Annotated in this window: 23 protein-coding genes; 14 read left to right on the top strand and 9 right to left on the bottom strand. The window is 63.0% G+C overall.

Annotation, left to right across the window (positions count from 1 at the left end; genetic code table 11):
- Positions 1-63: 63 nt before the first annotated feature.
- A complete protein-coding gene (norR, locus tag J9885_RS13710) occupies positions 64-1,590 on the bottom strand; it encodes a nitric oxide reductase transcriptional regulator NorR (protein ID WP_210549797.1) in 1,527 nt (508 codons plus the stop codon).
- Between the two features lie 170 nt (positions 1,591-1,760).
- Between norR and norV the strand changes: the two genes are divergently transcribed.
- The 7 genes from norV to J9885_RS13670 all read left to right on the top strand — a co-directional run bounded on the left by norV (position 1,761) and on the right by J9885_RS13670 (position 10,750).
- Positions 1,761-3,248, top strand: a complete 1,488-nt coding sequence (norV, locus tag J9885_RS13705) for an anaerobic nitric oxide reductase flavorubredoxin (RefSeq protein WP_210549796.1) — start codon at positions 1,761-1,763, stop codon at positions 3,246-3,248.
- Positions 3,245-4,396 (top strand): NADH:flavorubredoxin reductase NorW, encoded by a 1,152-nt coding sequence (gene norW / locus J9885_RS13700; protein WP_210549795.1) that lies wholly within the window; start codon positions 3,245-3,247, stop codon positions 4,394-4,396. Before norV ends, norW begins: the two co-directional genes overlap by 4 nt.
- 51 nt (positions 4,397-4,447) lie before the next feature.
- Entirely contained in the window at positions 4,448-4,789 is a 342-nt protein-coding gene (locus J9885_RS13695) for a DUF1971 domain-containing protein (protein ID WP_210549794.1), read from the top strand.
- Positions 4,790-4,909: 120 nt separating this feature from the next.
- Positions 4,910-6,127, top strand: coding sequence for a 4Fe-4S binding protein (locus J9885_RS13690; RefSeq protein WP_210549793.1), 1,218 nt, complete (start codon positions 4,910-4,912; stop codon positions 6,125-6,127).
- A gap of 453 nt (positions 6,128-6,580) precedes the next feature.
- Positions 6,581-8,047 (top strand): tryptophanase, encoded by a 1,467-nt coding sequence (gene tnaA / locus J9885_RS13680; protein ID WP_210549792.1) that lies wholly within the window; start codon positions 6,581-6,583, stop codon positions 8,045-8,047.
- A 70-nt stretch (positions 8,048-8,117) separates the two neighbouring features.
- Positions 8,118-9,332: an aromatic amino acid transporter gene (locus tag J9885_RS13675; RefSeq protein WP_210549791.1), complete on the top strand. Its 1,215-nt coding sequence runs from the start codon at positions 8,118-8,120 to the stop codon at positions 9,330-9,332.
- A gap of 197 nt (positions 9,333-9,529) precedes the next feature.
- Complete coding sequence (locus J9885_RS13670; protein ID WP_210549790.1) at positions 9,530-10,750, top strand: aromatic amino acid transporter; 1,221 nt, start codon at positions 9,530-9,532, stop codon at positions 10,748-10,750.
- 61 nt (positions 10,751-10,811) lie between these two features.
- On the opposite strand, the gene J9885_RS13665 is transcribed toward J9885_RS13670, so the two are convergent.
- On the bottom strand, positions 10,812-11,213 hold the full coding sequence (locus J9885_RS13665; protein ID WP_210549789.1) for a g-type lysozyme inhibitor: 402 nt from the start codon (positions 11,211-11,213) through the stop codon (positions 10,812-10,814).
- Positions 11,214-11,522: 309 nt separating this feature from the next.
- On the opposite strand from J9885_RS13665, the gene J9885_RS13660 reads away from it, so the two are divergent.
- Positions 11,523-12,077: a hypothetical protein gene (locus J9885_RS13660; protein WP_134697335.1), complete on the top strand. Its 555-nt coding sequence runs from the start codon at positions 11,523-11,525 to the stop codon at positions 12,075-12,077.
- A gap of 196 nt (positions 12,078-12,273) precedes the next feature.
- On the opposite strand, the gene J9885_RS13655 is transcribed toward J9885_RS13660, so the two are convergent.
- The 3 genes from J9885_RS13655 to J9885_RS13645 form a co-directional block, all read right to left on the bottom strand.
- Entirely contained in the window at positions 12,274-13,374 is a 1,101-nt protein-coding gene (locus J9885_RS13655) for a polyamine ABC transporter substrate-binding protein (protein ID WP_210549788.1), read from the bottom strand.
- A gap of 35 nt (positions 13,375-13,409) precedes the next feature.
- A complete protein-coding gene (locus tag J9885_RS13650) occupies positions 13,410-14,438 on the bottom strand; it encodes a histone deacetylase family protein (protein ID WP_210549787.1) in 1,029 nt (342 codons plus the stop codon).
- A 140-nt stretch (positions 14,439-14,578) separates the two neighbouring features.
- Positions 14,579-15,589, bottom strand: coding sequence for an AraC family transcriptional regulator (locus J9885_RS13645; RefSeq protein ID WP_210549786.1), 1,011 nt, complete (start codon positions 15,587-15,589; stop codon positions 14,579-14,581).
- A 390-nt stretch (positions 15,590-15,979) separates the two neighbouring features.
- On the opposite strand from J9885_RS13645, the gene J9885_RS13640 reads away from it, so the two are divergent.
- Positions 15,980-16,777, top strand: a complete 798-nt coding sequence (locus J9885_RS13640) for a hypothetical protein (RefSeq protein ID WP_210549785.1) — start codon at positions 15,980-15,982, stop codon at positions 16,775-16,777.
- 68 nt (positions 16,778-16,845) lie between these two features.
- Here J9885_RS13640 and glyS read toward each other — a convergent pair whose 3' ends face one another.
- Positions 16,846-18,915, bottom strand: coding sequence for a glycine--tRNA ligase subunit beta (glyS, locus tag J9885_RS13635; RefSeq protein WP_210549784.1), 2,070 nt, complete (start codon positions 18,913-18,915; stop codon positions 16,846-16,848).
- Between the two features lie 9 nt (positions 18,916-18,924).
- Positions 18,925-19,848 (bottom strand): glycine--tRNA ligase subunit alpha, encoded by a 924-nt coding sequence (glyQ, locus tag J9885_RS13630; RefSeq protein ID WP_041212022.1) that lies wholly within the window; start codon positions 19,846-19,848, stop codon positions 18,925-18,927.
- Positions 19,849-20,036: 188 nt separating this feature from the next.
- Between glyQ and J9885_RS13625 the strand changes: the two genes are divergently transcribed.
- The 4 genes from J9885_RS13625 (at position 20,037) to J9885_RS13610 (ending at position 22,183) form a co-directional block, all read left to right on the top strand.
- Positions 20,037-20,609, top strand: coding sequence for a DNA-3-methyladenine glycosylase I (locus J9885_RS13625; protein ID WP_210549783.1), 573 nt, complete (start codon positions 20,037-20,039; stop codon positions 20,607-20,609).
- 166 nt (positions 20,610-20,775) lie between these two features.
- The gene (locus tag J9885_RS13620) at positions 20,776-21,027 is read left to right on the top strand and encodes a hypothetical protein (RefSeq protein WP_210549782.1); all 252 of its coding nucleotides are present in this window, start codon (positions 20,776-20,778) and stop codon (positions 21,025-21,027) included.
- Positions 21,028-21,124: 97 nt separating this feature from the next.
- Positions 21,125-21,367, top strand: a complete 243-nt coding sequence (locus J9885_RS13615; protein ID WP_210549781.1) for a hypothetical protein — start codon at positions 21,125-21,127, stop codon at positions 21,365-21,367.
- Positions 21,368-21,526: 159 nt separating this feature from the next.
- On the top strand, positions 21,527-22,183 hold the full coding sequence (locus J9885_RS13610) for an OmpA family lipoprotein (protein WP_043763963.1): 657 nt from the start codon (positions 21,527-21,529) through the stop codon (positions 22,181-22,183).
- 110 nt (positions 22,184-22,293) lie between these two features.
- Here the strand turns inward: J9885_RS13610 and J9885_RS13605 are convergent, their stop codons facing one another.
- Both J9885_RS13605 and tusA read right to left on the bottom strand, forming a co-directional pair.
- Positions 22,294-22,641 carry a RidA family protein gene (locus J9885_RS13605; protein ID WP_210549780.1) on the bottom strand — a complete coding sequence of 116 codons (348 nt, stop codon included), beginning with the start codon at positions 22,639-22,641 and terminating at the stop codon, positions 22,294-22,296.
- 19 nt (positions 22,642-22,660) lie between these two features.
- Complete coding sequence (gene tusA / locus J9885_RS13600) at positions 22,661-22,906, bottom strand: sulfurtransferase TusA (RefSeq protein WP_042074048.1); 246 nt, start codon at positions 22,904-22,906, stop codon at positions 22,661-22,663.
- Between the two features lie 171 nt (positions 22,907-23,077).
- On the opposite strand from tusA, the gene J9885_RS13595 reads away from it, so the two are divergent.
- Positions 23,078-23,269, top strand: coding sequence for a hypothetical protein (locus J9885_RS13595; protein WP_043763966.1), 192 nt, complete (start codon positions 23,078-23,080; stop codon positions 23,267-23,269).
- Positions 23,270-23,296 lie beyond the last annotated feature (27 nt).

Below are 23,296 nucleotides of genomic sequence, written 5' to 3'. Positions count from 1 at the left end.
ATGAAAAACCCCCTCCATCCCGAGGGGGTTTTTGTTTTTGGGCGCTTCTCGTCTCTGGGGGCGTTACTCCTTGAGGCCGAGCCGCCTGGCGAGCCGGTGCAGGTTGCCGCCGTCCAGATCCAGCGCCCGGGCGGTAGCCGCCCAGTTGCCCTGGTAGGCTGTCAGGGTCTGCTCGATGAGCTGGCGCTGGAACAGATCGGTGGCGGCGCGAAGGCCCAGGCCGGCAACGACCGGGGAGGCGGCCTGGCTAACGGCGCCGACGGGCGGGGGTAAACCCGTCCCCCCCAGGTTGAAGTGGTGGGGGGCCAGCGTCGGCGAGGGGCTGCCCTGCTCGGCCCGGGCCAGCACGGCGGCGCGGTGGATGGCGTGTTCCAGCTCGCGCACGTTGCCGGGCCAGTCGTGGTGCTCGAGCAGTCGCAGCGCCTGTGGCTGGATACGCAGCCGCTCCAGCCCCAGGCTGAGCCGGCAGCGTTCGCAAAAATAACCGGCCAGCAGGGGGATGTCGCCGGGGCGCTCGCGCAGCGCCGGGGCGTGGATCGGGAAGACGCTCAGCCGGTGGTAGAGATCGGCCCGGAACTGCCCCTCGACCACGGCCTGCTTCAGATCCCGGTTGGTGGCCGCCAGGATGCGCACGTTCACCTTGAGGGGGGTGTCGTCACCGATCCGCTGCAGATCGCCGTACTGCAGCACCCGCAGCAGCTTGGCCTGTAGCGCCAGCGACAGCTCGCCGATCTCGTCGAGAAACAATGTGCCCTTGTCCGCCAGCTCGAACTTGCCCGCCCGATTGTGGATGGCGCCGGTGAAGGCCCCCTTCACATGGCCGAACAGCTCGCTTTCGGCCACGGATTCGGGCAGGGCGGCGCAGTTGAGGTAGACCAGGGGCGCGCTGGCGCGGGGTGAACCCTGATGCACCGCCTTGGCGATCAGCTCCTTGCCGACCCCGGTCTCCCCCAGGATCAGCACGCTCAGCTCCGAGCTGGCCACCACCTCGATCTCGTGGCGCAGCCGGGCCATGGCGGGGGAGTGGCCTATCATCTCCGGCTGCTCAGGGCCGGGCCGGGTGCCGGGGACCAGCGGCTCGCTGCTCTGGCGGGCGAGCCGCTCCAGCAGCAGGGCATTGTTGAGGGCGGCGGCGGCCAGGGCGCCTACCAACCGCAGCTCTTCGTCGCTGATGCCGTCGAACTGGGTCGGGTTCATGCCGTCTATGGTCAGCGCGCCGATCAGCGCCTGATCCGAGAACAGCGGCAGGCCGACACAGGCGTGCACCTTGAAGTCGTCGTGATCCGGCAGCAGGCCGTCATAGGGGTCGGGCAGGCTGCTGTCGGCGGGGAAGCGCACCACGTCGCCGGCGCGGGCGATGGCCTCCATGCGCGGGTGATCCTTGAGGGCGAAGCGGCGCCCCAGCACGTCCTGCATCAGGCCGTCGATGGCCAGCGGGATGAACTGGCCCCCCTCGTAGCGCAGCAGGGCCGAGGCATCCGAGTTCAGCAGGCTGCGCACGCTCTGGATCAGGCGGTGGAAGCGGTCCTGATGGGAGATGCCGAGTTGCAGGTCGAGGGCGATGCGCGCCAGGCTGTCGGTCGAGATCACGAGAATTGTCCAAATGACAGTGTATTTGTGATTTTGACTATATGTGGTGAGTGTCTAAATGACAATGATTGAAATTGGTGTCGATAAAAATCAATGAGTTATGACTTGGCACGTCCGCTGCAATAGCTGGTTCAGTCGAACATCCACTATTGCATTCGAGGAACTGCCTGATGAGCATTCACGTCAAGAACAACATCCACTGGGTCGGCCAACGGGACTGGGAGGTGCGCGACTTCCACGGCACCGAGTACAAGACCCACAAGGGCACCAGCTACAACAGCTATCTCATCCGCGAAGGGAAAAACGTGCTGATCGACACCGTGGATCACAAGTTCAGCCGGGAGTTCGTGCAGAACCTGGCGGCCGAGATCGATCTCGCCGCCATCGACTATGTGGTGATCAACCACGCCGAGGAGGATCACGCCGGCGCCCTGACCGAGCTGATGGCCCGCATCCCCGGCACCCCCATCTACTGCACCCACAACGCCATCGATTCCATCACCGGCCACCATCACCACCCTGAGTGGAACTTCCACCCGGTCAAGACAGGTGACAGCCTGGACATCGGCAACGGCAAGCAGCTGGTATTTATCGAGACCCCCATGCTGCACTGGCCCGACAGCATGATGACCTACATGACCGAGGATGCGGTGCTGTTCTCCAACGACGCCTTCGGCCAGCACTACTGCGACGAGCACCTGTTCAACGACGAGGTGGACCAGACCGAGCTGATGGAGCAGTGCCAGCGCTACTACGCCAACATCCTCACCCCCTTCAGCCCCCTGGTGACCGCCAAGATCAAGGAGGTGCTGGGCTTCAACCTGCCGGTGAGCATGGTGGCCACCTCCCACGGCATCGTCTGGCGCGAGGACCCCACCCAGATCATCCTGAAATACCTGGAGTGGGCCGACCACTATCAGGAAGACCGCATCACCCTGTTCTACGACTCCATGTCCAACAACACCCGCATGATGGCCGATGCCATCGCCCAGGGCATCCACGAGGTGGACCCGGGCGTGGCGGTGAAGATCTACAACGTGGCCCGCCACGACAAGAACGAGATCCTGACCCAGGTGTTCCGCTCCAAGGGGATACTGGTGGGCTCCTCCACCATGAACAACGTCATGATGCCCAAGGTGGCGGGCATGCTCGAAGAGATCACCGGCCTGCGTTTTCGCAACAAGCGTGCCTCGGCCTTCGGCAGCTACGGCTGGACCGGTGGCGCCGTGGACCGGATCCAGACCCGGTTGATGGACGCGGGCTTCGACATCAGCCTCTCCCTCAAGGCCAAGTGGCGGCCGGATGGTTCGGCGCTGGCCGAGTGCCGCGAGCATGGCCGTCAGCTGGCCCGCCAGTGGGCGCTGCACCCCCTGGACGCGCCCCGCCCGATTACCACCACTCAGGCGACGCCTGCCCCCGAGATGCCTGCTGCCGTGACTGCGGTGCCGCAAGCCGCAGCGGCGGCTGCCGAATGGGATGATGACCAGGCCATGCTCTGCACCGTCTGCCAGTGGGTCTATGACCCAGCCCAGGGCGAGCCGGATCAGCTGGTGGCGCCGGGCACCCCCTGGGCCCGGGTGCCGGACAGCTTCCTCTGCCCGGGTTGCGGCATCGGCAAGGAGGTATTCGAACCCTGTGCGGTGGAGGCCTGCGTATGAGCGCCGTCCCCAGCAGTGACGAGATAGTGGTGATCGGCAGCGGCTTTGCCGCCCAGCAGCTGGTCAAGAGCCTGCGCAAGCTGGACGCCGGGCAGCCCATCCGCCTCATCACCGCCGACAGCGGCGACGAGTACAACAAGCCGGACTTGAGCCACGTGGTGAGCCGGGGCTGCCCTGCCGCGGCCATGACCCGCCAGAGCGGCAGCGATTTTGCCGAGCAGCAGCGCATCGCACTGCTGCCCCACTGCCCGGTGCATGGCATCGACCCTGCCCGGCGGTTGGTGCTGACCGAACGAGGGGAATTCCCCTACGGCAAGCTGGTGCTGGCCACCGGGGCCAGTGCGGCGCGGCCCGATCTGCCGGGCAGCGAATCCCTCGTCACCCTCAACAGCCAGCAGGAGTACGCCTCCGCCGAGGGGGCAATCCAGCAGGCGCGCCGCATCCTGGTGCTGGGGGCGGGGTTGATTGGCTGCGAGCTGGCGATGGACATGGCGAGTGCGGGCAAGGAGGTGACGCTGGTGGATCTGGCCGACAGCCCGCTGAGCGCCCTGCTGCCCGCCGCCCTGACCCAGCCACTGCAACAGGCGCTGCGCAGCCAGGGGGTCAGCCTGCAGTTCGGGACGGGTCTCGCCAGGATTGACGCCCAGCCGGGTGAGCGCTGGTGCGTCACCCTGACCGACGGGCGAAACTGCGAGCAGGATCTGGTGATCGCCGCGATCGGCCTTCGGCCGAATCTGGCCCTGGCCCGGCAGGCCGGGCTGGCAGTGGAGCGCGGCATCCGGGTCGACGATCGGCTGCAGACCAGCGACCCCCATATCTTCGCCCTGGGGGATTGCGCCGAGTGGCAGGGGCGCTTGCTCCCCTTCCTGCAACCCATCCTGCTGGGGGCCAACGCCCTTGCCAAGACCCTGCTCGGCACACCGACGGCGCTGACCCTGCCCCCCATGCTGGTGAAGGTGAAGACGCCGCGCTACCCGCTGCAACTGGCCGGCCGCACCAAGGGCGAGGATCTTGCCTGGCAGTGCCGCTGGAACAGCCACGGCATGGTGGCCGAGGCGCGTGATGAAGCCGGCGATCTGTGTGGCTTCGTGGTGGGGGGCGATCAGATGAGCGCCGCCTTCCCGCTGCTGCGTCAGCTGCCCCGTTAACCCCTTTCATTGCACCGGCCGGGTCAGCCCGGCCACCTGAGGAGAACTTCTATGTCCATGCAACTGATACCGTCTCACTGGGTGGTGCGCCGTTCCACCCCCTTCTTCACCCGTGACAACGTGCCCGCGGCACTCTTGAGCCACCACAACACCGCGGCCGGGGTGTTCGGCCAGCTCTGCGTGATGGCGGGTACCGTCACCTACCACGGCTTCGCCGACGAGCAGGCCGAGCAGCCTGAGCTCACCATGGTGATCCGGGCCGGGGAGTTTGCCATCAGCCCGCCCCGGTACTGGCACAGGGTCGAGCTGTCGGAGGATGCCCGCTTCAACATCCACTTCTGGACCGAGCAGGCAGAATCCGACCAGCCGCTGTTCAACAGCCGCAAGGCATAAGGGCCAAACATGGGGAGGGGCATCGGGCGCGAATGTCCCCTCTGCCCATGCAGATCAAAACAGTCAACTCAGATGTCCGTTATCCTTGCCGCCAGTGGTGGATGAGGCAGTGAGGGAAACATGAGCGTGATCGAAGCCGTGACCATGGCCGCCGGCCTGGCCTATCTGGTGCTGCTGGCGTGGCAGGCGCGATCGGGCTGGCAGTGGCGCCTTGCCCTCGGCCTGCTGCTTATGCTCTGGTTGCTGGCGGCGGACAGCCTGCTCTGGCTCGCCCTGGGCGGGGTGAGCGCCGTGCTCGCCCTCTGGCACCGTTATCGGCCGCTGCCCGCCCTCGGGGCGCTCGACGGCCAGCGGCTGCGGGCGTACACGCGCCAGCTGCTGTTGCTCTGCTGGGGGCTGGTGACGCTGCAGTACGGCCTGCATGTCTGGCAGCTGGGGGAGGGGATAAGCCCCTGGCTGGGGCGCCCGGACGTGGTGGACGCCTTCCTGCCCATCGCTGGCGGGCTCGGGCTGCGGGCCTGGCTCGGGCAGGGGCTGGTGGACCCGCACCATCCGGCGGCCACCGTCACCGTGCTGGTGCTCTCGTTGTCGGCTCTGCTGCTGGGGCGGGCCTTCTGTGCCTGGTTCTGCCCGCTCGGGCTGGTGGGGGAGTGGCTGCACGGCCTGTGCTCGCGCCTGCTGCCGGGGGAGTGGACCCCGCCGCGCTGGTTCGATGTCGTGTTGCGTGGCCAGAAGTTTCTGGTGCTGGGCTTTCTGCTCTTCATCGTACTGATCGCGGTGCCAGGCGCCGCCCTGCCCGGCTACCTCGCCAGCCCCTACCATCAGGCGGCGGACATGAAGATGGGGGCCTTCTTCTTCAACCTGACCCTGATCTCGGGCCTCTGCCTTGGCTGGGTGCTGCTGCTCACCGTCACCTTCCGCCAGGGGTTCTGCCGCTACCTCTGCCCCTATGGCGCCTGGCTCGCCCTGCTGGGGTTGCTGACGCCCCTGCGCCTCCGCCGCGACCCGGCCCGCTGTCTGCGAAGCGCGGGCCACGACTGCGACAAGTGCAGCCGGGCCTGCCCGTCGCGCATCCAGGTGCATCAGCTCATCGCGGTGCGCAGTCTCGAGTGCACCAGCTGTCTGAGCTGTATGGCCGCCTGCCCGAAGCGGGCCGATGCGCTGCACCTTGGTACTCAAGAGCGCAGACTCGCCCCTTACCGGCTGCTGGGGCTGCTCTGTCTGTTGCTGCTGGTGCTGCCGCTGCTCTCCTACGGCCTGCTGGAGATCTGGGTCAGCCAGACACCGCTGGCCGACCGCTATGAGCTGCTGCAACGGTTACCCTGGCTGAGCCACTGAGTCACCGGGTGCATCGGGGTGGGACAGGGCCGCCCCGTTGCGACGGCCTGTATAAATTTCCCCCGCCAAATTGTTATCGCCATCCCAAATTGCTCATGTTGCAATTGATCATATTCAAGGGCTCACCATAATGAACCCTGTTATTTGGCGTTGTTAATTCCAACCAGATGAGCAACAACATGAATATCAAGGTCAGCTATCCCAAGTGGTTTACCCTGGACCATAAAATCGCGTTCTTCTTCCCGCTGTAATATCCCGCGGCGCCGCTGCATTCCCGCAATGCAACGAGCCCGTCTGAATACCTAATCTGAAATAAGCTGCACCGGTCTTCGCCACATTATTTGGCGAGGCGATGTCGTGCACCCATTCTCAATATTTTCTGCCTGCCGGATATTCTATTTTCGGCGGGGGAAGAGACACATTCTGAATATTTAACTCTGGGGTGTTTATATTATGGAAAACTTCAAGCATCTGCCCGAACCCTTCCGCATTCGTGTCATCGAGCCGGTCAAGCGCACCACCCGCGCCTACCGGGAGGAGGCCATCGTCCGCGCGGGCATGAACCCCTTCCTGCTGGACAGCGAGGACGTCTTCATCGACCTGCTGACCGACAGCGGCACCGGCGCCATCACCCAGGACATGCAGGCCGCCATGCTGCGCGGCGACGAGGCCTACAGCGGCAGCCGCAGCTACTATGCGCTGCAGCAGGCGGTACAGGAGATCTTCGGCTATTCCCTGACCATCCCCACCCACCAGGGACGTGGCGCCGAGCAGATCTACATCCCGGTGCTCATCAAGAAGCGGGAGCAGGAGAAAGGGCTGGATCGCAAGAAGATGGTGGCGCTCTCCAACTACTTCTTCGACACCACCCAGGGCCACACCCAGATCAACTGCTGCGTCGCCAAGAACGTCTACACCAAGGAGGCGTTCGACACCTCTGTGACCGCCGACTTCAAGGGCAACTTCGATCTCGACAAGCTGGAGACGGCCATCCTGGAGGCTGGCCCGGCCAACGTGCCCTACATCGTCAGCACCATCACCTGCAACTCCGCCGGCGGCCAGCCGGTGTCCATTGCCAACCTGAAGGCGGTCTACGAGATCGCCAGGAAGTACGACATCCCGGTCATCATGGACTCCGCCCGCTTCGCCGAGAACGCCTACTTCATCCAGCAGCGCGAACCCGGCTACGCGAACTGGACCATAGAGGAGATCACCAAGGAGTCCTACAAGTACGCAGACGGCCTCGCCATGTCGGCGAAGAAGGATGCCATGGTGCAGATGGGGGGCCTGCTCTGCTTCAAGGACGACAGCATGCTGGACGTCTACACCGAGTGCCGCACCCTGTGCGTGGTGCAGGAAGGCTTCCCGACCTATGGCGGCCTGGAAGGGGGCGCCATGGAGCGCCTGGCGGTGGGTCTGCGTGACGGCATGCGCCAGGACTGGCTGGCCTATCGCATCGGCCAGGTGCAGTACCTGGTGGACGGGCTGGAAGCCATCGGCGTGGTGTGCCAGCAGGCGGGGGGTCATGCGGCCTTCGTCGATGCGGGCAAGCTGCTGCCCCACATCCCGGCGGATCAGTTCCCGGCCCACGCCCTGGCGTGCGAGCTCTACAAGGTCGCCGGCATCCGCGCGGTGGAGATCGGCTCCCTGCTGCTGGGCCGGGATCCGGCCACCGGCAAGCAGCACCCCTGCCCGGCGGAGCTGCTGCGCCTGACCATTCCGCGCGCCACCTATACCCAGACCCACATGGACTTTGTCATCGAGGCCTTCGGCGAGGTGAAGAAGAACGCCCATCGGGTGAAGGGGCTCGACTTCATTTACGAGCCGGCGGTGCTGCGCCACTTCACCGCCAGATTGAAAGAGGTCGAGCATAACGACCCGTCAGCCGGCAAGGCGCAGAAAAAATTGATAGAAGCATAACGAGTCAGGGGCACAGATTTTTCTGTGCCCTTTTTTTTCGCAGCTTTGTGAAGTTTCGGGAGTGACACACATGACATCAAAACCGTCCGTCATCGGGGGGGCCTGCATCATTGCCAGCGTCTGTGTCGGCGCCGGCATGCTGGGGCTGCCGAGTGCGGGAGCCGGGGCCTGGACCACCTGGTCATCGCTGGCCATCATTCTCACCATGGTCATCATGACGGTCTCCGGCTGGATGCTGCTGGAAGCCTTCAAACCCTATGCGCTGACCGCCTCCTTCAACTCGGTGACCAAGGATCTGCTCGGTCACAAGATCAATGTTTTCAACAACCTGACCGTCTATTTCGTAGGCGGCATCCTGCTCTATGCCTATATCACCTCGTCGGGGCTGATCCTGGGCGGCCTGCTCGGCATTGACAGCCAGCTGGCCTCCGTCCTGTTCGTGCTGGCGTTCTCCTGGTTTGTCTGGCATTCGACCCGGGCGGTGGATCGCATCTCTGTGGTCCTGATCGCCTTTATGGTGCTGAGCTTCGTGTTCGGGGTCTCGGGGCTCGCCAGCAAGATCGACACCGCCATGCTGTTCAGCACGGTCGCCGAGGAGCTGGGCCAGGCCCCCTACGCCCTGGCCATGCTGCCGGTGGCGCTCACCTCCTTCGGTTACCACCATTCGGTGGCCTCGATGCGCGCCTACTACGGCGAGGAGCACAAGGCGAAGCAGGCGATCCTGGGGGGCACCCTGATCGCGCTGGCCCTCTACCTGCTGTGGCTGCTGAGCATCTTCGGCAACCTGCCCCGCAGCGCCTTCGGGCCCGTCATCGCCAAGGGGGGCGACGTGGACGTGCTGCTCGGGGCGCTGGCCTCGGTGATCGAGTCCAGGCAGGTCTCCCAGGCCATCAACCTCTTCTCCATGGCGGCCATCCTCTCCTCCTTCATCGGGGTGGGGCTCGGGGTGTTCGACTACCTGGCGGATCTGTTCAAGTTCGACAACAGCCGCCAGGGGCGCGCCAAGTCCTGGGCCGTGACCTTCCTGCCGCCGTTGGCGTTCTCTCTGCTGTTCCCGTTCGGCTTCGTGGTGGCCATCGGCTACGCCGGGGCGGCGGCGACCGTCTGGGCCTGCATCATCCCCGCCCTGCTGGCGAAGAAGTCCCGGGAGCTGGCTCCGGAAGAGGTGGGCTTCAGGGCCCCCGGCGGCCAGCCCATGATCTTGGCGGTCATCGTCTTCGGGGTGCTGACCGCCATCTTCCACCTGATGGCCATGGCGAACCTGTTGCCCGTCTACACCGGATGACCCGGGTGGTCTGAACCTGGCCCCATCCCGGACATGTCATGGGGATGGGGCGCAGGATCCGGCTCGTTTCCCCCCATTTTCCCTCCGGATTTGATACCCGGAGGCATGCAGGGTAAAGTCCCCCGCGCCAGCAATGGCGAACGCAGGAGAAGCACGGCGGTGTGCCGTGACCAGTCGACAATCCGTTTGGGGGAGTAATGGAACAGAAACCATCGTTGGTGGGCGGGGCATGCATCATTGCCGGCGTCTGTGTGGGGGCCGGCATGCTGGGGCTGCCGAGTGCGGGGGCGGGCGCCTGGACCCTCTGGTCCATGCTCGCGGTGGCACTGACCATGGTGGTGATGACGGTCTCCGGCTGGATGCTGCTGGAATCCTATCGGGGCTATCCCCTGCGCGTCTCCTTCGATACCGTGACCCGGGATCTGCTGGGGGAGAAGGTCAACGCCCTCAACAACCTGAGCGTCTACTTCGTCGGCGGCATCCTGCTCTACGCCTACATCACCTCGGCCGGCCTCATCATCGACGGCATGACGGGGATGGGCAGCCAGTTATCCTCCATCCTCTTCACCCTGGTCTTCTCCCTGCTGGTGTGGCACTCCACCCGGGCGGTGGATCGCATCTCCGTGCTGCTGGTGATCCTGATGGGGCTGAGCTTTGCCTTCGGCATTTCGGGCCTGTCGATGAACGTACGCCTCGATCTGCTGCTCGACCGGGTGGGCAGTGAAGTCAGCTATGCCCCCTATGCCCTGGTGATGCTGCCAGTGGCGCTCACCTCCTTCGGCTACCACCACTCCGTCTCCTCCATGCGCGCCTACTACGGCGAGGAGAAGCGTGCCAGCCGTGCCATCCTGGGGGGCACCCTGATCGCGCTCGCGTTTTACCTCATCTGGCTGGTGAGCGTTTTTGGCAACCTGCCCCGCAGCGAGTTCGGCCCGGTGATCGCAGAAGGGGGCAACGTGGATGCCCTGCTCAAGGCGCTGGGCTCGGTGACTGAGTCCAGGGCGGTGGCCAGCGCCCTCAACGCCTTCTCCATGGCGGCCATCCTCTCCTCCTTCATCGGGGTGGGGCTCGGGGTGTTCGACTACCTGGCGGATCTGTTCAAGTTCGACAACAGCCGCGGTGGCCGCGCCAAGTCCTGGGCGGTGACCTTCCTGCCACCCCTGGTGCTGTCGCTCCTGTTCCCGTTCGGCTTCCTGGTGGCCATCGGCTATGCGGGCGCCGTGGCGACCCTGTGGACCTGCATCATCCCGCCCCTGCTGGCCTGGAAGGTGCGGGCGGCCCGGCGCGAGGAAGAGGGCGAGGGCTTCCGCGCCCCCGGCGGCGTCTTCATGATCGTCCTGGTGATCCTGTTCGGCGTGCTGACCGCCGCCTTCCACCTGCTCAACATGGTGGACCTGCTGCCCGCCTACAAGGGCTGACTCGTCTGGTGATAAAGCAAAACGGCGCCTTCGGGCGCCGTTTCTCATGGGGGCAAGACGGTTACTGGATGCTGACCGACAGGGTGTGGGGCACCTGCTCGCCGCGACGGGCGGAGGCGCGCATCTGGTAGACCTGGATCAGGTACTTGCCGGAGCTGGGCAGGGTGGCTTGCCACTGTTCGCCCACATAGCCGGAGCCCATGGCCTCGGCCTGACCCGGGATGGCGCCGGGGGCGTAGACATTGAAGTTGGCGTTGTCGCTGCCGGCGATGGTGACCTGCATGGTCTGCCCGGCCTTGGCGACCAGGGTGTAGTGGATGGTGTCGTAGCCCGAGAAGTTGCCCTTCACCTGGGCGCTGTGGGCCCCCTTGGCAAACTGCACGGGCACAGTGGTGATCTTGTCGGCGGCCTGTGCGCCGGCGATGGCCATGGTCAGCAGGGCCGCCGTGATGGCTCTTTTCATTCAATCCCCCTTGTTCGTTCAATGGATCCCCTCGCCGGGGCCTGGTGACAAGATAGCCCCAGGGGGGCCAGGGAGCCAGAGGTCTGCTCCTGTGGCCAGGTTGTCCAGGGGAAGGGCCGGGAGGGGCTATAGTCAGACAGATGGCGCCCCGGGTTCAACGCAGTCCCCCGGGCTGCGATCCCGTGACGTCATCTGTCGATCACCCCGTCCCCCACCAGACAGCTGCTGCCCGGCAGCATGGCCGCCATGGTAGTCAGGCCCTGTGTGATCCCTCCAACCAACCGGGAGACAGACGTTATGTGCAAGCACATGTCCACCCTTGGAGCGCTCGCGGCCATTGCCCTGGCCGGCCTGGCGCAGGCCGAAGAGATGGCCGATGGCGCGGCGATGACAGACGAGGCGATGATCGCCAGCGCCATGGCGGCGGCCCCCGCCAAGGTCGGCGCCAATGCCGCCATCGTTGCCATGGGCGCCGATGGCAAGATGCGCACCCTGCGCGAGGGCAAGAACGGCTTTACCTGCATGCCCGACAACCCGGCCACGCCGGGGCCGGACCCCATGTGCATGGACGCGGCCGCGATGGCCTGGGCCCACGCCTGGATCAGCCACGAGCCCCCGCCCAAGGGCAAGATCGGCTTCATGTACATGCTCAAGGGCGGTACCGATGCCAGCAATACCGACCCCTATGCGACCCAGCCCACCGCCAGCAACAACTGGTTGCAGACCGGGCCCCACGTGATGATCGTCGGCGCCGAGGACGCCTTCTACGATCAGTATCCGAAAGGCCCTTCCCCTGACACCTCGGCCCCCTACATCATGTGGTCGGGTACCCCCTATCAGCACCTGATGGCGCCGGTGGAGTAGCGGTTGTCGTGCCATTGCGGGATCGGCAACGTTCGATCACCAAAAGCGCCCTCCAAAGGCGCTTTTTTTGTGGCGGGGTGGTGGCAGCGTCACTGACACTGATGACCGATCACCCTGCGCCTATGGCAGGCGTGGACTGATCGGGTGGCAGGAGATGCCAAAAGGGGCCTGACGGCCCCTCTTTGCATCGGTCGGATCAGACTCCCGACTTGATGGTGGTCCAGATGCGGGTGCGTGCCCGCTCTGCCTTGGCGGGCAGCGGCTTGAGGGGGAAGAGGTGTGCCATCCCCTCGGCGGTGGGCACCAGGTCCGGGTTGTCGCGGATCTCGCTCTTCACCAGGCCGATGCCCTCCTTGTTGGGATTGGGGTAGCCGGTCTTGTCGCTGATGGGGGCGATCACCTTGGGTTGCAGCAGGAAGTTGATGAACTGGTAGGCCTCGTCGACGTTGGGGGCATCCTTGGGGATGGCCAGCATGTCGAACCAGATGGGGGCCCCTTCTCTGGGCTGGCGCATGGCCACCTTGACCCCGTTGCCGGCATCCTTGGCGATGTTGCCGAACTGGTAGAAGCTGCCGGAGTAGCCCACCGCCACGCAGATATCGCCGTTGGCGATGTCGTTCATGTACTTGGACGAGTGGAAGTAGCGGATATAGGGCCGCACCGACAGCAGCAGCTCCTTGGCCTTCTCGTAGTCCGCCGGGCTGGTGCTGTTGGGGGGCAGGCCCAGATAGTTGAGGGCGATAGGGATGATCTCGGCGGGGGAGTCGAGCAGGGTGATGCCGCACTTGGCGAGCTTGCTGGCGTACTCCTTCTTGAAGATGAGATCCCAGCTGTCGACCGGCGCCTGGTCACCGAGCGCCTCCTTCACCTTGTCAACGTTGTACCCCATGATCACGGTGCCATACATGTAGGGCACGGCGTGCTCGTTGCCGGGGTCGTTCTCCTGCAGCAGCTGCATCAGCTTGGGATCGAGGTGCTGCCAGTTGGGCAGCTTGCTGCGATCGAGCTTGAGGAACACCCCCGCCTGCACCTGCTTGGCCAGGAACATGTTGGACGGGACCACCACGTCGTAGCCGGAGCGGCCGGCCAGCAGCTTGGACTCGAGCGCCTCGTTGGTATCGAAGACGTCGTAGGAGAGTTTTATCTGGGTCTGGGCCTTGAAATCGGTCAGCGCCTGGTCGGTGATATAGTCGGACCAGTTGTAGACATGCAGCTCTCCGGTCCTGGCCTGGACGGCGGGAGAGAGCAGGGATCCAGCCAGCAGGCTGGTGGCAAACAGGCGGGTGAGTGTCTTCATGACAGTGATCTCCATGTTGCAAAAACGGTCGCAAGTCAGCGTTGTTCAAACCCTTCCAGCACATTCACGGCATTGATGCCGATGGCCTCCACCGCATAACCCCCCTCCATCACGAACAGGGTCGGCAGGTTCAGGGCCCGGATGCGCTCGCCCATCTTCAGGTAGTCCGGGCTGGTCAGCTTGAAGCGGGAGATGGGATCCAGCTCGAAGGTGTCGACCCCGAGAGAGACGATCAGCACCTCGGGCTGGTAGTCGTCGATGGCCTGGCAGCCCTGCTCCAGGGCCGCACTCCACACCGGCCAGTCGCTGCCGGCGGGCAGGGGCAGGTTGAGGTTGTACCCTTCACCCGCCCCAGAGCCTGTCTCGTCGGCATAGCCGAGGAAGAAGGGGAACTCGATGGCTGGGTCGCCGTGAATGGAAACAAACAGCACGTCGCTGCGTTCATAGAAGATCGACTGGGTGCCGTTGCCGTGGTGGTAGTCCACGTCGAGGATGGCCACCCTGCGATAACCCTGATCGAGGAAGGCCTGGGCCGCGATGGCGGCGTTGTTGAGATAGCAGTAGCCGCCCATGAGGTCGGCGGCCGCGTGGTGGCCCGGGGGGCGGCACAGGGCAAACGCACTGGTGGCGCCGGACGCAACATGGTGCTGGGCGGTGAGCGCCACCTGCGCGGAGCTGTAGGCCGCCTGCCAGGTGCCGGCGGTGATGGGGACGCCGGCATCGAAGCTGTAGTAGCCAAACTGGCCGTGCACGCTGTCCGGTTTCTGCTGGCGCAGGGTGCGGGTCGGCCAGGTGTAGGGCAGCAGATCCCCCTCCTGACCGAGGGCCGCCCAGCGTGCCCAGGCCCCCTGCAGGAAGTCGAGCATCCCCTGATCGTGCACCCGGGCGATCGGCGCCAGCCCCCAGTCCCTGGCCGGTTCGATGGGCCCGAGCTGGCGTGCCAGCACGCGCTCGCGGATGAAATCGGCCCGCTCCGGCTTCTCGAAGCAGGGCATCAACTGACCGTCGATCAGCTCGCATCGTCCGTGGTGCAGATGGTGATCATCGCTGTAGATGGTGAGCATTCCGGCTCTCCTTTTGCTGGGTTTACGGAAGTGACGGCACCATTGTTGGGGAGTGTTGCAAAACTGTGAATGCTGGCAGCGGCCAAAAGGGGATAGATCAGGCCAATCTGGGCGGCCTGATTGTCCCTTTTATGCGCACCTCAGTGGCGAAACTGGCTGGGGGGCACCCCGCTCCAGCGCTGGAAGGCGTGGCGAAAGCTGGCACTCTCGCTGAACCCCAGCTCCTCGGCAATCTGGTAGATGGCGTGGCGCTTCTCTGCCAGTAGCTGCTTGGCGCGCTCGAAGCGCAGCTCGTCGAGCAACTCCTGATAGTTGGTGCCCATCTCATAGAGGTGGCGGCGCAGGGTGCGGGCGGAGCAGTGCATCTGGTCGGCCAGCGCCTCCAGCCGCGGCGGCGCTGACAGCTGGGTGCCGAGCAGCTCGCGTACCCGCTCCAGCCAGCGCTGGCGGGTGTTGAATTCGGCGTTGAGCTTGCGACAGCGCACCAGCATCTCGTTGTGGGTGACCGGGTTGGCGAGCGGCAGCCGCGTCGCCAGGGCGCGGGTATCGATGGCAAAGCCATCCTGTTCGCCGTCGTAGCGGATGTGCGGGCCGAAACTGGTGCGGTAGCTGCCGGAGTAGGCGGTCTCGGACTGACTGAACTCGGCGCGGCGCACCGGCAGCGGATGGCCCACCAGATCGCTGCAGGTCTGGCGGAGCGAAGCGAGGCACATCTCGATATTGAAGCGGCGCAGATCTTCCCGCTGGCGATAGTCGCTGGCACAGATCCAGGCCAGATCGCCCTCGATGCGCAGCTGCAGATGAAAGTAGGTGCCGAGCAGGGAGGGGTAGGCGAACATCAGTTGCAGGGCCTCCCCCAGGGTCGCGCTGGAGATGGCGGCATAGCCGAGCAGGCCATAGGCCGAGATGTGCATGCGCTGCCCCAGCCTCAGCCCGAGATCCGGGCAGCGAGACAGGCCGTTGGCGCACACGGTCAGCTCCTGGTGACGGGTGATGCGGGCGTCGTTGTTGTGCACGTCCGCCGCCTCGATACCGCTGTGGGCGAGCAGGGCGGCGGTGACCCGCTCCTGCTGCGGGGGGGAGGCCTCCTGGCACAGGTACTCGAGCGCCAGCGAGACGACGTGCAGGGTCGTCAGCTGAGATTCCAGCATGGCAAATTCCTTCATCCTTGAATGGAAATGGCAAGGAACCACTGTATCCGGAAAAACCGCCCAAGCGCCAAGGATCCCTGCATCCATCGCCGCCTTGTCAACGCAGGCTGAAATAAATGGCGCCTATTGAAGCTAAGTCGAATGCACCGCAAGCCACCGCCCCTGTAGGTTCGATTAGCGCAGCGTAATCGGACGCACGGGAAGCTTTGATTGCAGTTGCTGCCGTGAGTCTGCGGGGCCAGCCGGAAGGGGGGAACTGGTTGCTCTAGCTGGAGGCTAGAGATACCAGAAAAGTGGGTCACATTTCTTGGAAAACAAGCTTCGTATAAATCCTATTTATGATAATCTGGTTAAAAATATTCTTAGATGTTTAGTATTGAGGGTTTATATATGACAAAAGGTCAATTAATTAAAAAGGAAATAATAAATTATCCAGATCATTATTTTAATGCGCAAGCTAAAACTCTAGATGCTAGGATTGAAAACGTAAAATTAAAAAAAGAGCAACTCGATGAAATTTCCTCTACACACGTAAAAAAATTTATACGAGATAAAGTGTTAGGTTTTTTTAAAGTCGGTGAAATAGTTTCTGAGATAATAAATTGGAATGAGTCTGTAGATGAGGATTTGAAAGAGGCAAAAAAAGAATTTCTGTTGGCTCAATATTTTGATAGAAATGACCAGCATGAAATGGCTCTAACGCAACTAAAAGAGTTTTTATCAAGCCCTCAGGGTAATACTATTTTCAATAAAATACTGAGGATTCTTGATGATACACCTCCAGATATAGAACTGTCTTCCCATCTCTCTTCTGCGCTAATTTATATTGTAAGAAATGATTTTGCGAAATTATTTGAGCAGCATAAATATTCCCTATCACAGATAGAAAAACTCACTCCTCAAGCGTTAACTATTATGGCCGATTTTAATAATTGGCCTTTGATATCGTTGGGTTCATCTACATCAACGGGAACCAAGATAACGTCAGACTGGCTTTTTGAGTTTACTCAAGCATATTGTGCAGCAAAAGGAATTCATGACCAAGGTACAAGAAATAGGGTTCAGCATTCGATAAATGAATTAATTAGCTCTCGGCTTATTGAAGCTCATCGTGTAGAAAGTGGACAGGCTAAATGTGTAATTGCTGAAGTAGGTAAGGGATTATTACCTTACATCAGTGCATCGTAATAGGAATAGTTTGTCATAGAAGCGGCGCCTTAAGGCGCCGTTTTTTATATCAATCAACCCAACCAGGATCACTGCAGCAGGGAGATATCCGCGACTTGCAGGAACAGGTTGCGCAGGTTGTTCAGCAGCGCCAGACGGTTGGCCTTGAGGGCTTCGTCGTCGGCCATCACCATCACCTCGTTGAAGAAGGTATCGACCGGCTCGCGCAGGGCGGCCAGACGGGTGAGGGCAGCCTGGTAGTCACCGGCGGCGAACAGCGGGGCCAGTTCGGCTTGCAGGGCGGCAACCTGGGTGGCCAGCGCCTTCTCGGCGGCATCGACCAGCAGTTCCGGTTTGACGGCAGTGGGCAGTTCGCCTTCGACCTTGGCCAGAATGTTGCTCACGCGCTTGTTGGCGGCAGCCAGGGCCAGGGCGGCATCCAGGGTGCGGAAGTGGCTCACGGCCTTGACGCGGCGATCGAAGTCGAGCGGACGGGTCGGGCGGCGGGCCAGTACGGCCAGCACCACGTCGGCACCGATGCCTTCGTCCTGATAGGCGGCGCGGAAGCGGCCCAGCATAAAGTCGACCACGTCGGTGACGACGGTTTGGTTGGTCAGCTTGTCGCCGTAGACGCGTACCGCCTCTTCAACCAGTTCAACCAGATCCAGATCCAGCTGCTTCTCGGTCATGATGCGCAGGGCACCGATGGCGGCGCGGCGCAGGGCGAACGGATCCTTGTCACCCTTGGGCAGCATGCCGATGCCGAAGATACCGGCCAGGGTGTCGAACTTGTCGGCCAGGGCCACGGCGCAGGCAACCAGACCGGACGGCAGGGCATCACCGGCAAAGCGCGGCATGTACTGCTCGTTGAGGGCCACGGCCACCGCTTCGTCTTCGCCATCGTGACGGGCGTAGTGCATCCCCATGACACCCTGGGTGTCGGTGAACTCGCCGACCATGTTGGTCATGAGATCACACTTGGAGAGCAGACCGGCACGCTTGGCCTGAGTGACATCGGCGCCGATACGCTCGGCGATAAAGCCGGCGACGGTCTCGATACGCTCAACCTTGGCCTTGACGGTACCCAGCTGCTGCTGGAACAGCACGGTTTCAAGGCGCGGCAGGCGGGAGGCCAGGGTCTGCTTGAGGTCGGTCTTGAAGAAGAACTCGGCGTCAGACAGACGGGGGCGCACCACCTTCTCGTTGCCGCTGATGATCTGGCTCGGGTCTTTGGACTCGATGTTGGTGACGAAGATGAACTTCGGCAGCAGCTTGCCGTGCTTGTCGTAGACCGGGAAGTACTTCTGGTCACCCTTCATGGTGTGCACCAGGGCCTCGGCCGGCACGGCCAGGAACTTCTCTTCGAAGTTCGCGGTCAGCACCACCGGCCACTCGACCAGGGCGGTGACTTCTTCCAGGAGGGCGTCGTCCAGATCGGCCACGCCACCGAAGGCAGCTGCGGCCGCTTCGACGTCAGCCTTGATCTTGGCCTTGCGCGCCATGAAGTCGGCAATCACCATGCCGCGCTCCTGCAGGATCTGCGGGTACTGGCTGGCGTTGTCGATGGTGATCTCGCTCTCGCCCATAAAGCGGTGACCGCGGATGGTGCGGGCAGAGTCGATACCCAGAATGTGGGCGGGAACCAAGTCGCCGTCCAGCAGCAGGGTCACGGTGAAGACCGGACGCACGAACTGGATGGTCTTGTCGCCCCAGCGCATCATCTTGGGGATAGGCAGTTTGGCCAGTGCGGAGGCAACCAGTTCGCCCAGCAGTTCTTTGGCGGGACGGCCTTCGACGCGGGCATTGTGAACCAGCCACTCGCCCTTGTCGGTGACCAGACGCTCGGCCTGCTCAACGGTGATGCCGTTGCCACGGGCCCAGCCTTCGGCGGCCTTGGTCGGTTTGCCGTCGGCATCGAACGCCTGAGCCACGGCCGGGCCGCGCTTCTCGACGCTCTTGCTCGGCTGCTCGCCAGCCAGCTCGCTCACTTTCAGCGCCAGACGGCGCGGGGAGGCAAACCACTCAACGTCGCCGAAGGCCAGATCGGCCTTGGTCAGTTCGGCTTTGAAGTTGTCGGCAAAGGCTTCGGCCAGGGAGCGCAGGGCTTTGGGCGGCAGCTCAGCAGTACCGATCTCTACCAGAAATGTATGTTGTGCCATGTCCGTTCCTTAACCTTGCTTGTTCTCAGTGCGCTGGCACATGGGGAAACCCAGCGCTTCGCGGGAGGCGTAGTAGGCCTCTGCCACGGCCTTGGTCAGGGTGCGAATGCGCAGGATGTAGCGCTGACGCTCGGTGACCGAGATGGCCTTGCGGGCATCCAGCAGGTTGAAGGAGTGAGCGGCCTTGAGGATGCGCTCGTAGGCAGGCAGCGGCAGCGGTTTTTCCAGTGCCAGCAGGTTCTGGGCTTCCTTCTCGTACTGCTCGAAGCAGTGGAACAGGAACTCCACGTCGGCGTGTTCGAAGTTGTAGGTGGACTGTTCCACCTCGTTCTGGTGGAAGACGTCGCCGTAGGTGGTCTTGCCCAGCGGGCCGTCAGACCAGACCAGGTCGTAGACGCTGTCTACGCCCTGGATGTACATGGCCAGACGCTCGAGACCGTAGGTGATCTCGCCGGTGACCGGCTTGCACTCGAGGCCGCCAACCTGCTGGAAGTAGGTGAACTGGGTCACTTCCATGCCGTTCAGCCACACTTCCCAACCCAGACCCCAGGCACCCAGCGTCGGGTTTTCCCAGTTGTCTTCCACGAAGCGGATGTCGTGGATCTCGGGATCCATACCCAGCTCTTTCAGGGAGCCCAGGTAGAGTTCCTGAATGTTGTCGGGGGAGGGCTTGATGATCACCTGGAACTGGTAGTAGTGCTGCAGGCGGTTCGGGTTCTCACCGTAGCGGCCGTCAGTCGGACGGCGGGACGGTTGTACGTAGGCGCAGGCGATGGGCTCCGGGCCCAGGGCGCGCAGGCAGGTCATGGGGTGGGAGGTACCGGCACCCACTTCCATATCCAGCGGCTGAATGATGGTACAGCCCTGGCGGGACCAATAGTCCTGCAACTGCAGGATCAGGCCCTGAAAGGTTTTGACATCGAATTTTTGCATAGTGTTTTTCGCGCGAAATGAAATCAGAGCAAGATTTGCTGAATGTGAACCGAGGGAGTATACCGTCTGGCATGGTCGGATAATAGGCGAAATTACAGGGGATTAGTGGGGCTATGTTGCCGCTTGCCCTATGATGTGGCCGACGGAAGCGACCGGCCGATGGCCGATGAAATGACAGGGGAGAGGAAATGGAACTGCGCTGCGCCTGGGTGACCAGGGACCCGGAATACATCGAATACCATGACAAGCAGTGGGGCAGGCCGGTCCGTGACCCGCGGGAGCTGTTTGCCAAGCTCTGCCTCGACGGCCAGCAGGCGGGGCTGTCGTGGATCACCATCTTGAAGCGCACCGAGAGCTACCACCGCGCCTATGCCGACTTCGATCCGGTACGCATCGTGCAGTTCGATGACCAGGACGTGGAGCGGCTGATGCAGGACACCGGCATCATCCGCAACCGGCTCAAGGTGCAGTCGGTCATCAAAAATGCCCGCGCCTATCTGGCGCTGGAGGCGGAAGGCATCGACTTCGCCGACTTCCTGTGGGGCTTCGTGGGGGGCGCCCCCATGGTCAACCAGCGTCAGGGCAACGGCGATATCCCGGCCACCTCCCCCGAGTCGGACGCCATGTCCAAGGCGCTGAAGAAGCGCGGGTTTACTTTCGTCGGCAGCACCATCTGCTACGCCTTTATGCAGGCGGTGGGCATGGTGAACGATCATCTCGTCACCTGCCCCTGTCACGCCGAGTGCCAGCAGCAGGGGTAGAGCGGGCGCACGTCAGATGAAAGAGGGAGGCTTATGCCTCCCTCTTTCTTTGTCGGCTCTTGCCCGGCGGGCAATTCGTCGTTGCCGGGGGCCTTTTTGCCCCTCGGTACAGCCGGGATACAGTCACACGGGGTCACCATCGGGATCACCATCACGAGGAAATCCCATGTCACTGAACGCCCGCACCCTCTCCCTCGGCAGCCTGATCCTGACCGGTTGCACCCTGCTGATGACCTTGCCCGCCCAGGCCACCGATCGCCAGGATGCCCGCGACGTGCGCCAGGAGGTGCGTCCCGAGATCCGCGATGCCAAACAGGCGTGTCGCGAGAACGATCAGAAAGAGAACTATGAATGTCGCCAGGACAAGCGCGAGGTGAAGCAGGACGTGCGCGAGAAGGCGCGCGACATCAAATACTGAGCTCGCCTGGGGCCGGCCCTGCGCCGCTGGCGCATTGCCCCGCCCCTATAATTGAGAGACGCCAGACCGATCCCTGTGGTCTGGCGAAGGAGCCATCATGAAGAAGTCCGTATTCGCGCTGCTTGCCGTCACCACCTTGCTGGCCGCCCTGCCCGCACAGGCTACCAAGCAGGCCCAGGAGCGCCGTGAAGCCCGCGATGTGCGCCAGGAGACCCGTCAGGAGTCCCGTGACGCCAAGCAGGAGTGTCGGGAGGGGCTGGTCGGCAATGCCGACTGCCGCCAGGAGCACCGCGACAACAAGCAGGAGGGGCGCGACCAGGCCCGCGACATCAAGTACTGATGCCCCTCGCCTGAACGAGGCCGATCCCGTCATAGGGCGCCACAAGGGGACCCGGTTTCCTTGTGGCGCTTCCTCGATCCCCAGCGTCACACTTTGGCGCCTCTCTGGGTTAGAATGCGCGCCCATCGGCTAGAGTCGTTCTTTTTCAGAGGTTTTTTCATGCATTTCAAGAAACTGGTTCCTGCACTTGCCCTGACCATCGCCATCACTGGCTGCACCACCAACCCCTATACCGGTGAATCCCAGACCTCCAAGGGCGCCTGGGGCGCGCTGGCGGGTGCCGCGACCGGTGCCGCCGTGGGCGCGCTCTCCTCCAGCAAGGGTGACCGCAAGAAGGGCATCCTGACCGGCGTGGCCGCCGGTGCAGCCCTGGGCGGTGGTATCGGTTACTACATGGACGTGCAGGAAGCCAAGCTGCGCGAGAAGCTGCAAGGCACCGGCGTCAGCGTGACCCGCAACGGTGATCAGCTGATCCTGAACATGCCGAACAACGTCACCTTCGACAGCTCCAGCGCCCAGCTGAAGGCCGCCGGTGCGAACACCCTGTCCGGCGTGGCCATGGTGGTCGCCGAGTTCGACAAGACCCGCCTGAACGTGGTCGGCCACACCGACAGCACCGGTTCCCGCGAGCTGAACATGAAGCTCTCCGCCCAGCGTGCCGACGCCGTCGCCGCCCAGCTGATCGGCCAGGGTGTGACCGGCAGCCGCATCGCCACCAGCGGCGTGGGCCCGGATCAGCCGGTCGCCACCAACAGCACCGCCGAAGGCAAGGCCCAGAACCGTCGGGTGACCATCACCCTGACCCCGACCGCCTAAGCCGTCTGCGCTGCAGTCATGAAAAAGGCCCCGCCAGTGTACTGGCGGGGCCTTTTGTCATCTGTCTGGTCAGCGAATGCCTGCCGTAGCGTGGCAGACTTCCCGCCGGTTTAGACGGCGGCGGTCAGCTGCACTTCCACCTTGTAACCTTCGTGGGCCAGACGGGCCTGCACGCAGGCACGGACGGGGGCGGTGCCCGTCGGGATCCAGGCATCCCACTGCTCGTTGAAGGCGGCGATGTCAGCGATGTCTTTGAGATAGATGTTGGCCATCAGGATCTTGGCGACGCCGGAGCCGTTGGCTTCCAGCAGGCGCTGCAGACTCTCCAGTACCTCGCGGGTCTGCTGGTGGATGTCGGCGGTCTCGGTGGCGGGCACTTCCACCACATAGAGGGTGCCGTTGTGGATGACCACGTCTGACCAGCGCTGGGTGGTGCCGATACGGGTAATGGTTGTCATGTTTGCTCCGAAACGGGGGTTATTGACCCTTGCGGATCAGATAGCGGTAGGGCGCCTGCTCGGTCTCGCTGGCGACCAGGGTGTGGTCCATGAAGCGGCAGAAACTGGGAATGTCGCGGGTGGTGGAGGGATCGTCGGCACTGACCAGCAGGGTCTCGCCCTCGGCCATCAGCCGCACTTTTTTACGCACCATCATCACGGGTTCCGGGCAACGAAGCCCGATTGCGTCCAACTCATGAGTTGCGTCGCAGAATAAAGCACTCATCAATAATCAACCTTCAACCAATTCAGCCAGCAATGATACTCAAGGCGAAAAAATAATCAAACCGGAGGGCGGTTGTGCAGCATATGCCACCAAAGTGTGAACAGGATCTACCCAGGCCTCGCCCGATGAGTAATATAAAAAATGAACCATATTCAACAAGGAGGTGTGAATATGCAGGTCTCCTACGGCAGATTGCAAGCCTACGCGGGCATGGGGTTCTTGTCGTTCGCCATGATAGTCATGGGCAGCCCGATCGGAAACACCGGCACCTGGTTCGGCTCCATGGTGATGATAGGGCTGGGGCTCTGGATCGAGCTCAGCGACTACTACGACGAGGATGAGGACGAGAACGATCCTTCCTGAGAGTCAGGCTCTCGACACACAAAGGCG

The sequence above is a fragment of the Aeromonas sp. SrichE-2G genome (assembly GCF_017939565.1).
Taxonomy (GTDB): domain Bacteria; phylum Pseudomonadota; class Gammaproteobacteria; order Enterobacterales; family Aeromonadaceae; genus Aeromonas; species Aeromonas taiwanensis.
The sequence above is the reverse complement of the archived record's forward strand: the minus strand, read 5'-3'. Positions and strand labels throughout refer to the sequence as shown.

Coding starts and splice junctions, on each gene's coding strand:
- J9885_RS13610 (WP_043763963.1), top strand. CDS start 21,527: ATGCATTTCAAGAAACTGGTTCCTGCACTTGCCCTGACCATCGCCATC.
- norV (WP_210549796.1), top strand. CDS start 1,761: ATGAGCATTCACGTCAAGAACAACATCCACTGGGTCGGCCAACGGGAC.
- J9885_RS13645 (WP_210549786.1), bottom strand. CDS start 15,589: ATGCTGGAATCTCAGCTGACGACCCTGCACGTCGTCTCGCTGGCGCTC.
- J9885_RS13620 (WP_210549782.1), top strand. CDS start 20,776: ATGTCACTGAACGCCCGCACCCTCTCCCTCGGCAGCCTGATCCTGACC.
- J9885_RS13690 (WP_210549793.1), top strand. CDS start 4,910: ATGAGCGTGATCGAAGCCGTGACCATGGCCGCCGGCCTGGCCTATCTG.
- J9885_RS13615 (WP_210549781.1), top strand. CDS start 21,125: ATGAAGAAGTCCGTATTCGCGCTGCTTGCCGTCACCACCTTGCTGGCC.
- J9885_RS13660 (WP_134697335.1), top strand. CDS start 11,523: ATGTCCACCCTTGGAGCGCTCGCGGCCATTGCCCTGGCCGGCCTGGCG.
- tnaA (WP_210549792.1), top strand. CDS start 6,581: ATGGAAAACTTCAAGCATCTGCCCGAACCCTTCCGCATTCGTGTCATC.
- norW (WP_210549795.1), top strand. CDS start 3,245: ATGAGCGCCGTCCCCAGCAGTGACGAGATAGTGGTGATCGGCAGCGGC.
- J9885_RS13605 (WP_210549780.1), bottom strand. CDS start 22,641: ATGACAACCATTACCCGTATCGGCACCACCCAGCGCTGGTCAGACGTG.
- J9885_RS13665 (WP_210549789.1), bottom strand. CDS start 11,213: ATGAAAAGAGCCATCACGGCGGCCCTGCTGACCATGGCCATCGCCGGC.
- J9885_RS13675 (WP_210549791.1), top strand. CDS start 8,118: ATGACATCAAAACCGTCCGTCATCGGGGGGGCCTGCATCATTGCCAGC.
- J9885_RS13650 (WP_210549787.1), bottom strand. CDS start 14,438: ATGCTCACCATCTACAGCGATGATCACCATCTGCACCACGGACGATGC.
- J9885_RS13655 (WP_210549788.1), bottom strand. CDS start 13,374: ATGAAGACACTCACCCGCCTGTTTGCCACCAGCCTGCTGGCTGGATCC.
- J9885_RS13595 (WP_043763966.1), top strand. CDS start 23,078: ATGCAGGTCTCCTACGGCAGATTGCAAGCCTACGCGGGCATGGGGTTC.
- glyS (WP_210549784.1), bottom strand. CDS start 18,915: ATGGCACAACATACATTTCTGGTAGAGATCGGTACTGCTGAGCTGCCG.
- J9885_RS13640 (WP_210549785.1), top strand. CDS start 15,980: ATGACAAAAGGTCAATTAATTAAAAAGGAAATAATAAATTATCCAGAT.
- J9885_RS13670 (WP_210549790.1), top strand. CDS start 9,530: ATGGAACAGAAACCATCGTTGGTGGGCGGGGCATGCATCATTGCCGGC.
- tusA (WP_042074048.1), bottom strand. CDS start 22,906: ATGAGTGCTTTATTCTGCGACGCAACTCATGAGTTGGACGCAATCGGG.
- glyQ (WP_041212022.1), bottom strand. CDS start 19,848: ATGCAAAAATTCGATGTCAAAACCTTTCAGGGCCTGATCCTGCAGTTG.
- J9885_RS13625 (WP_210549783.1), top strand. CDS start 20,037: ATGGAACTGCGCTGCGCCTGGGTGACCAGGGACCCGGAATACATCGAA.
- J9885_RS13695 (WP_210549794.1), top strand. CDS start 4,448: ATGTCCATGCAACTGATACCGTCTCACTGGGTGGTGCGCCGTTCCACC.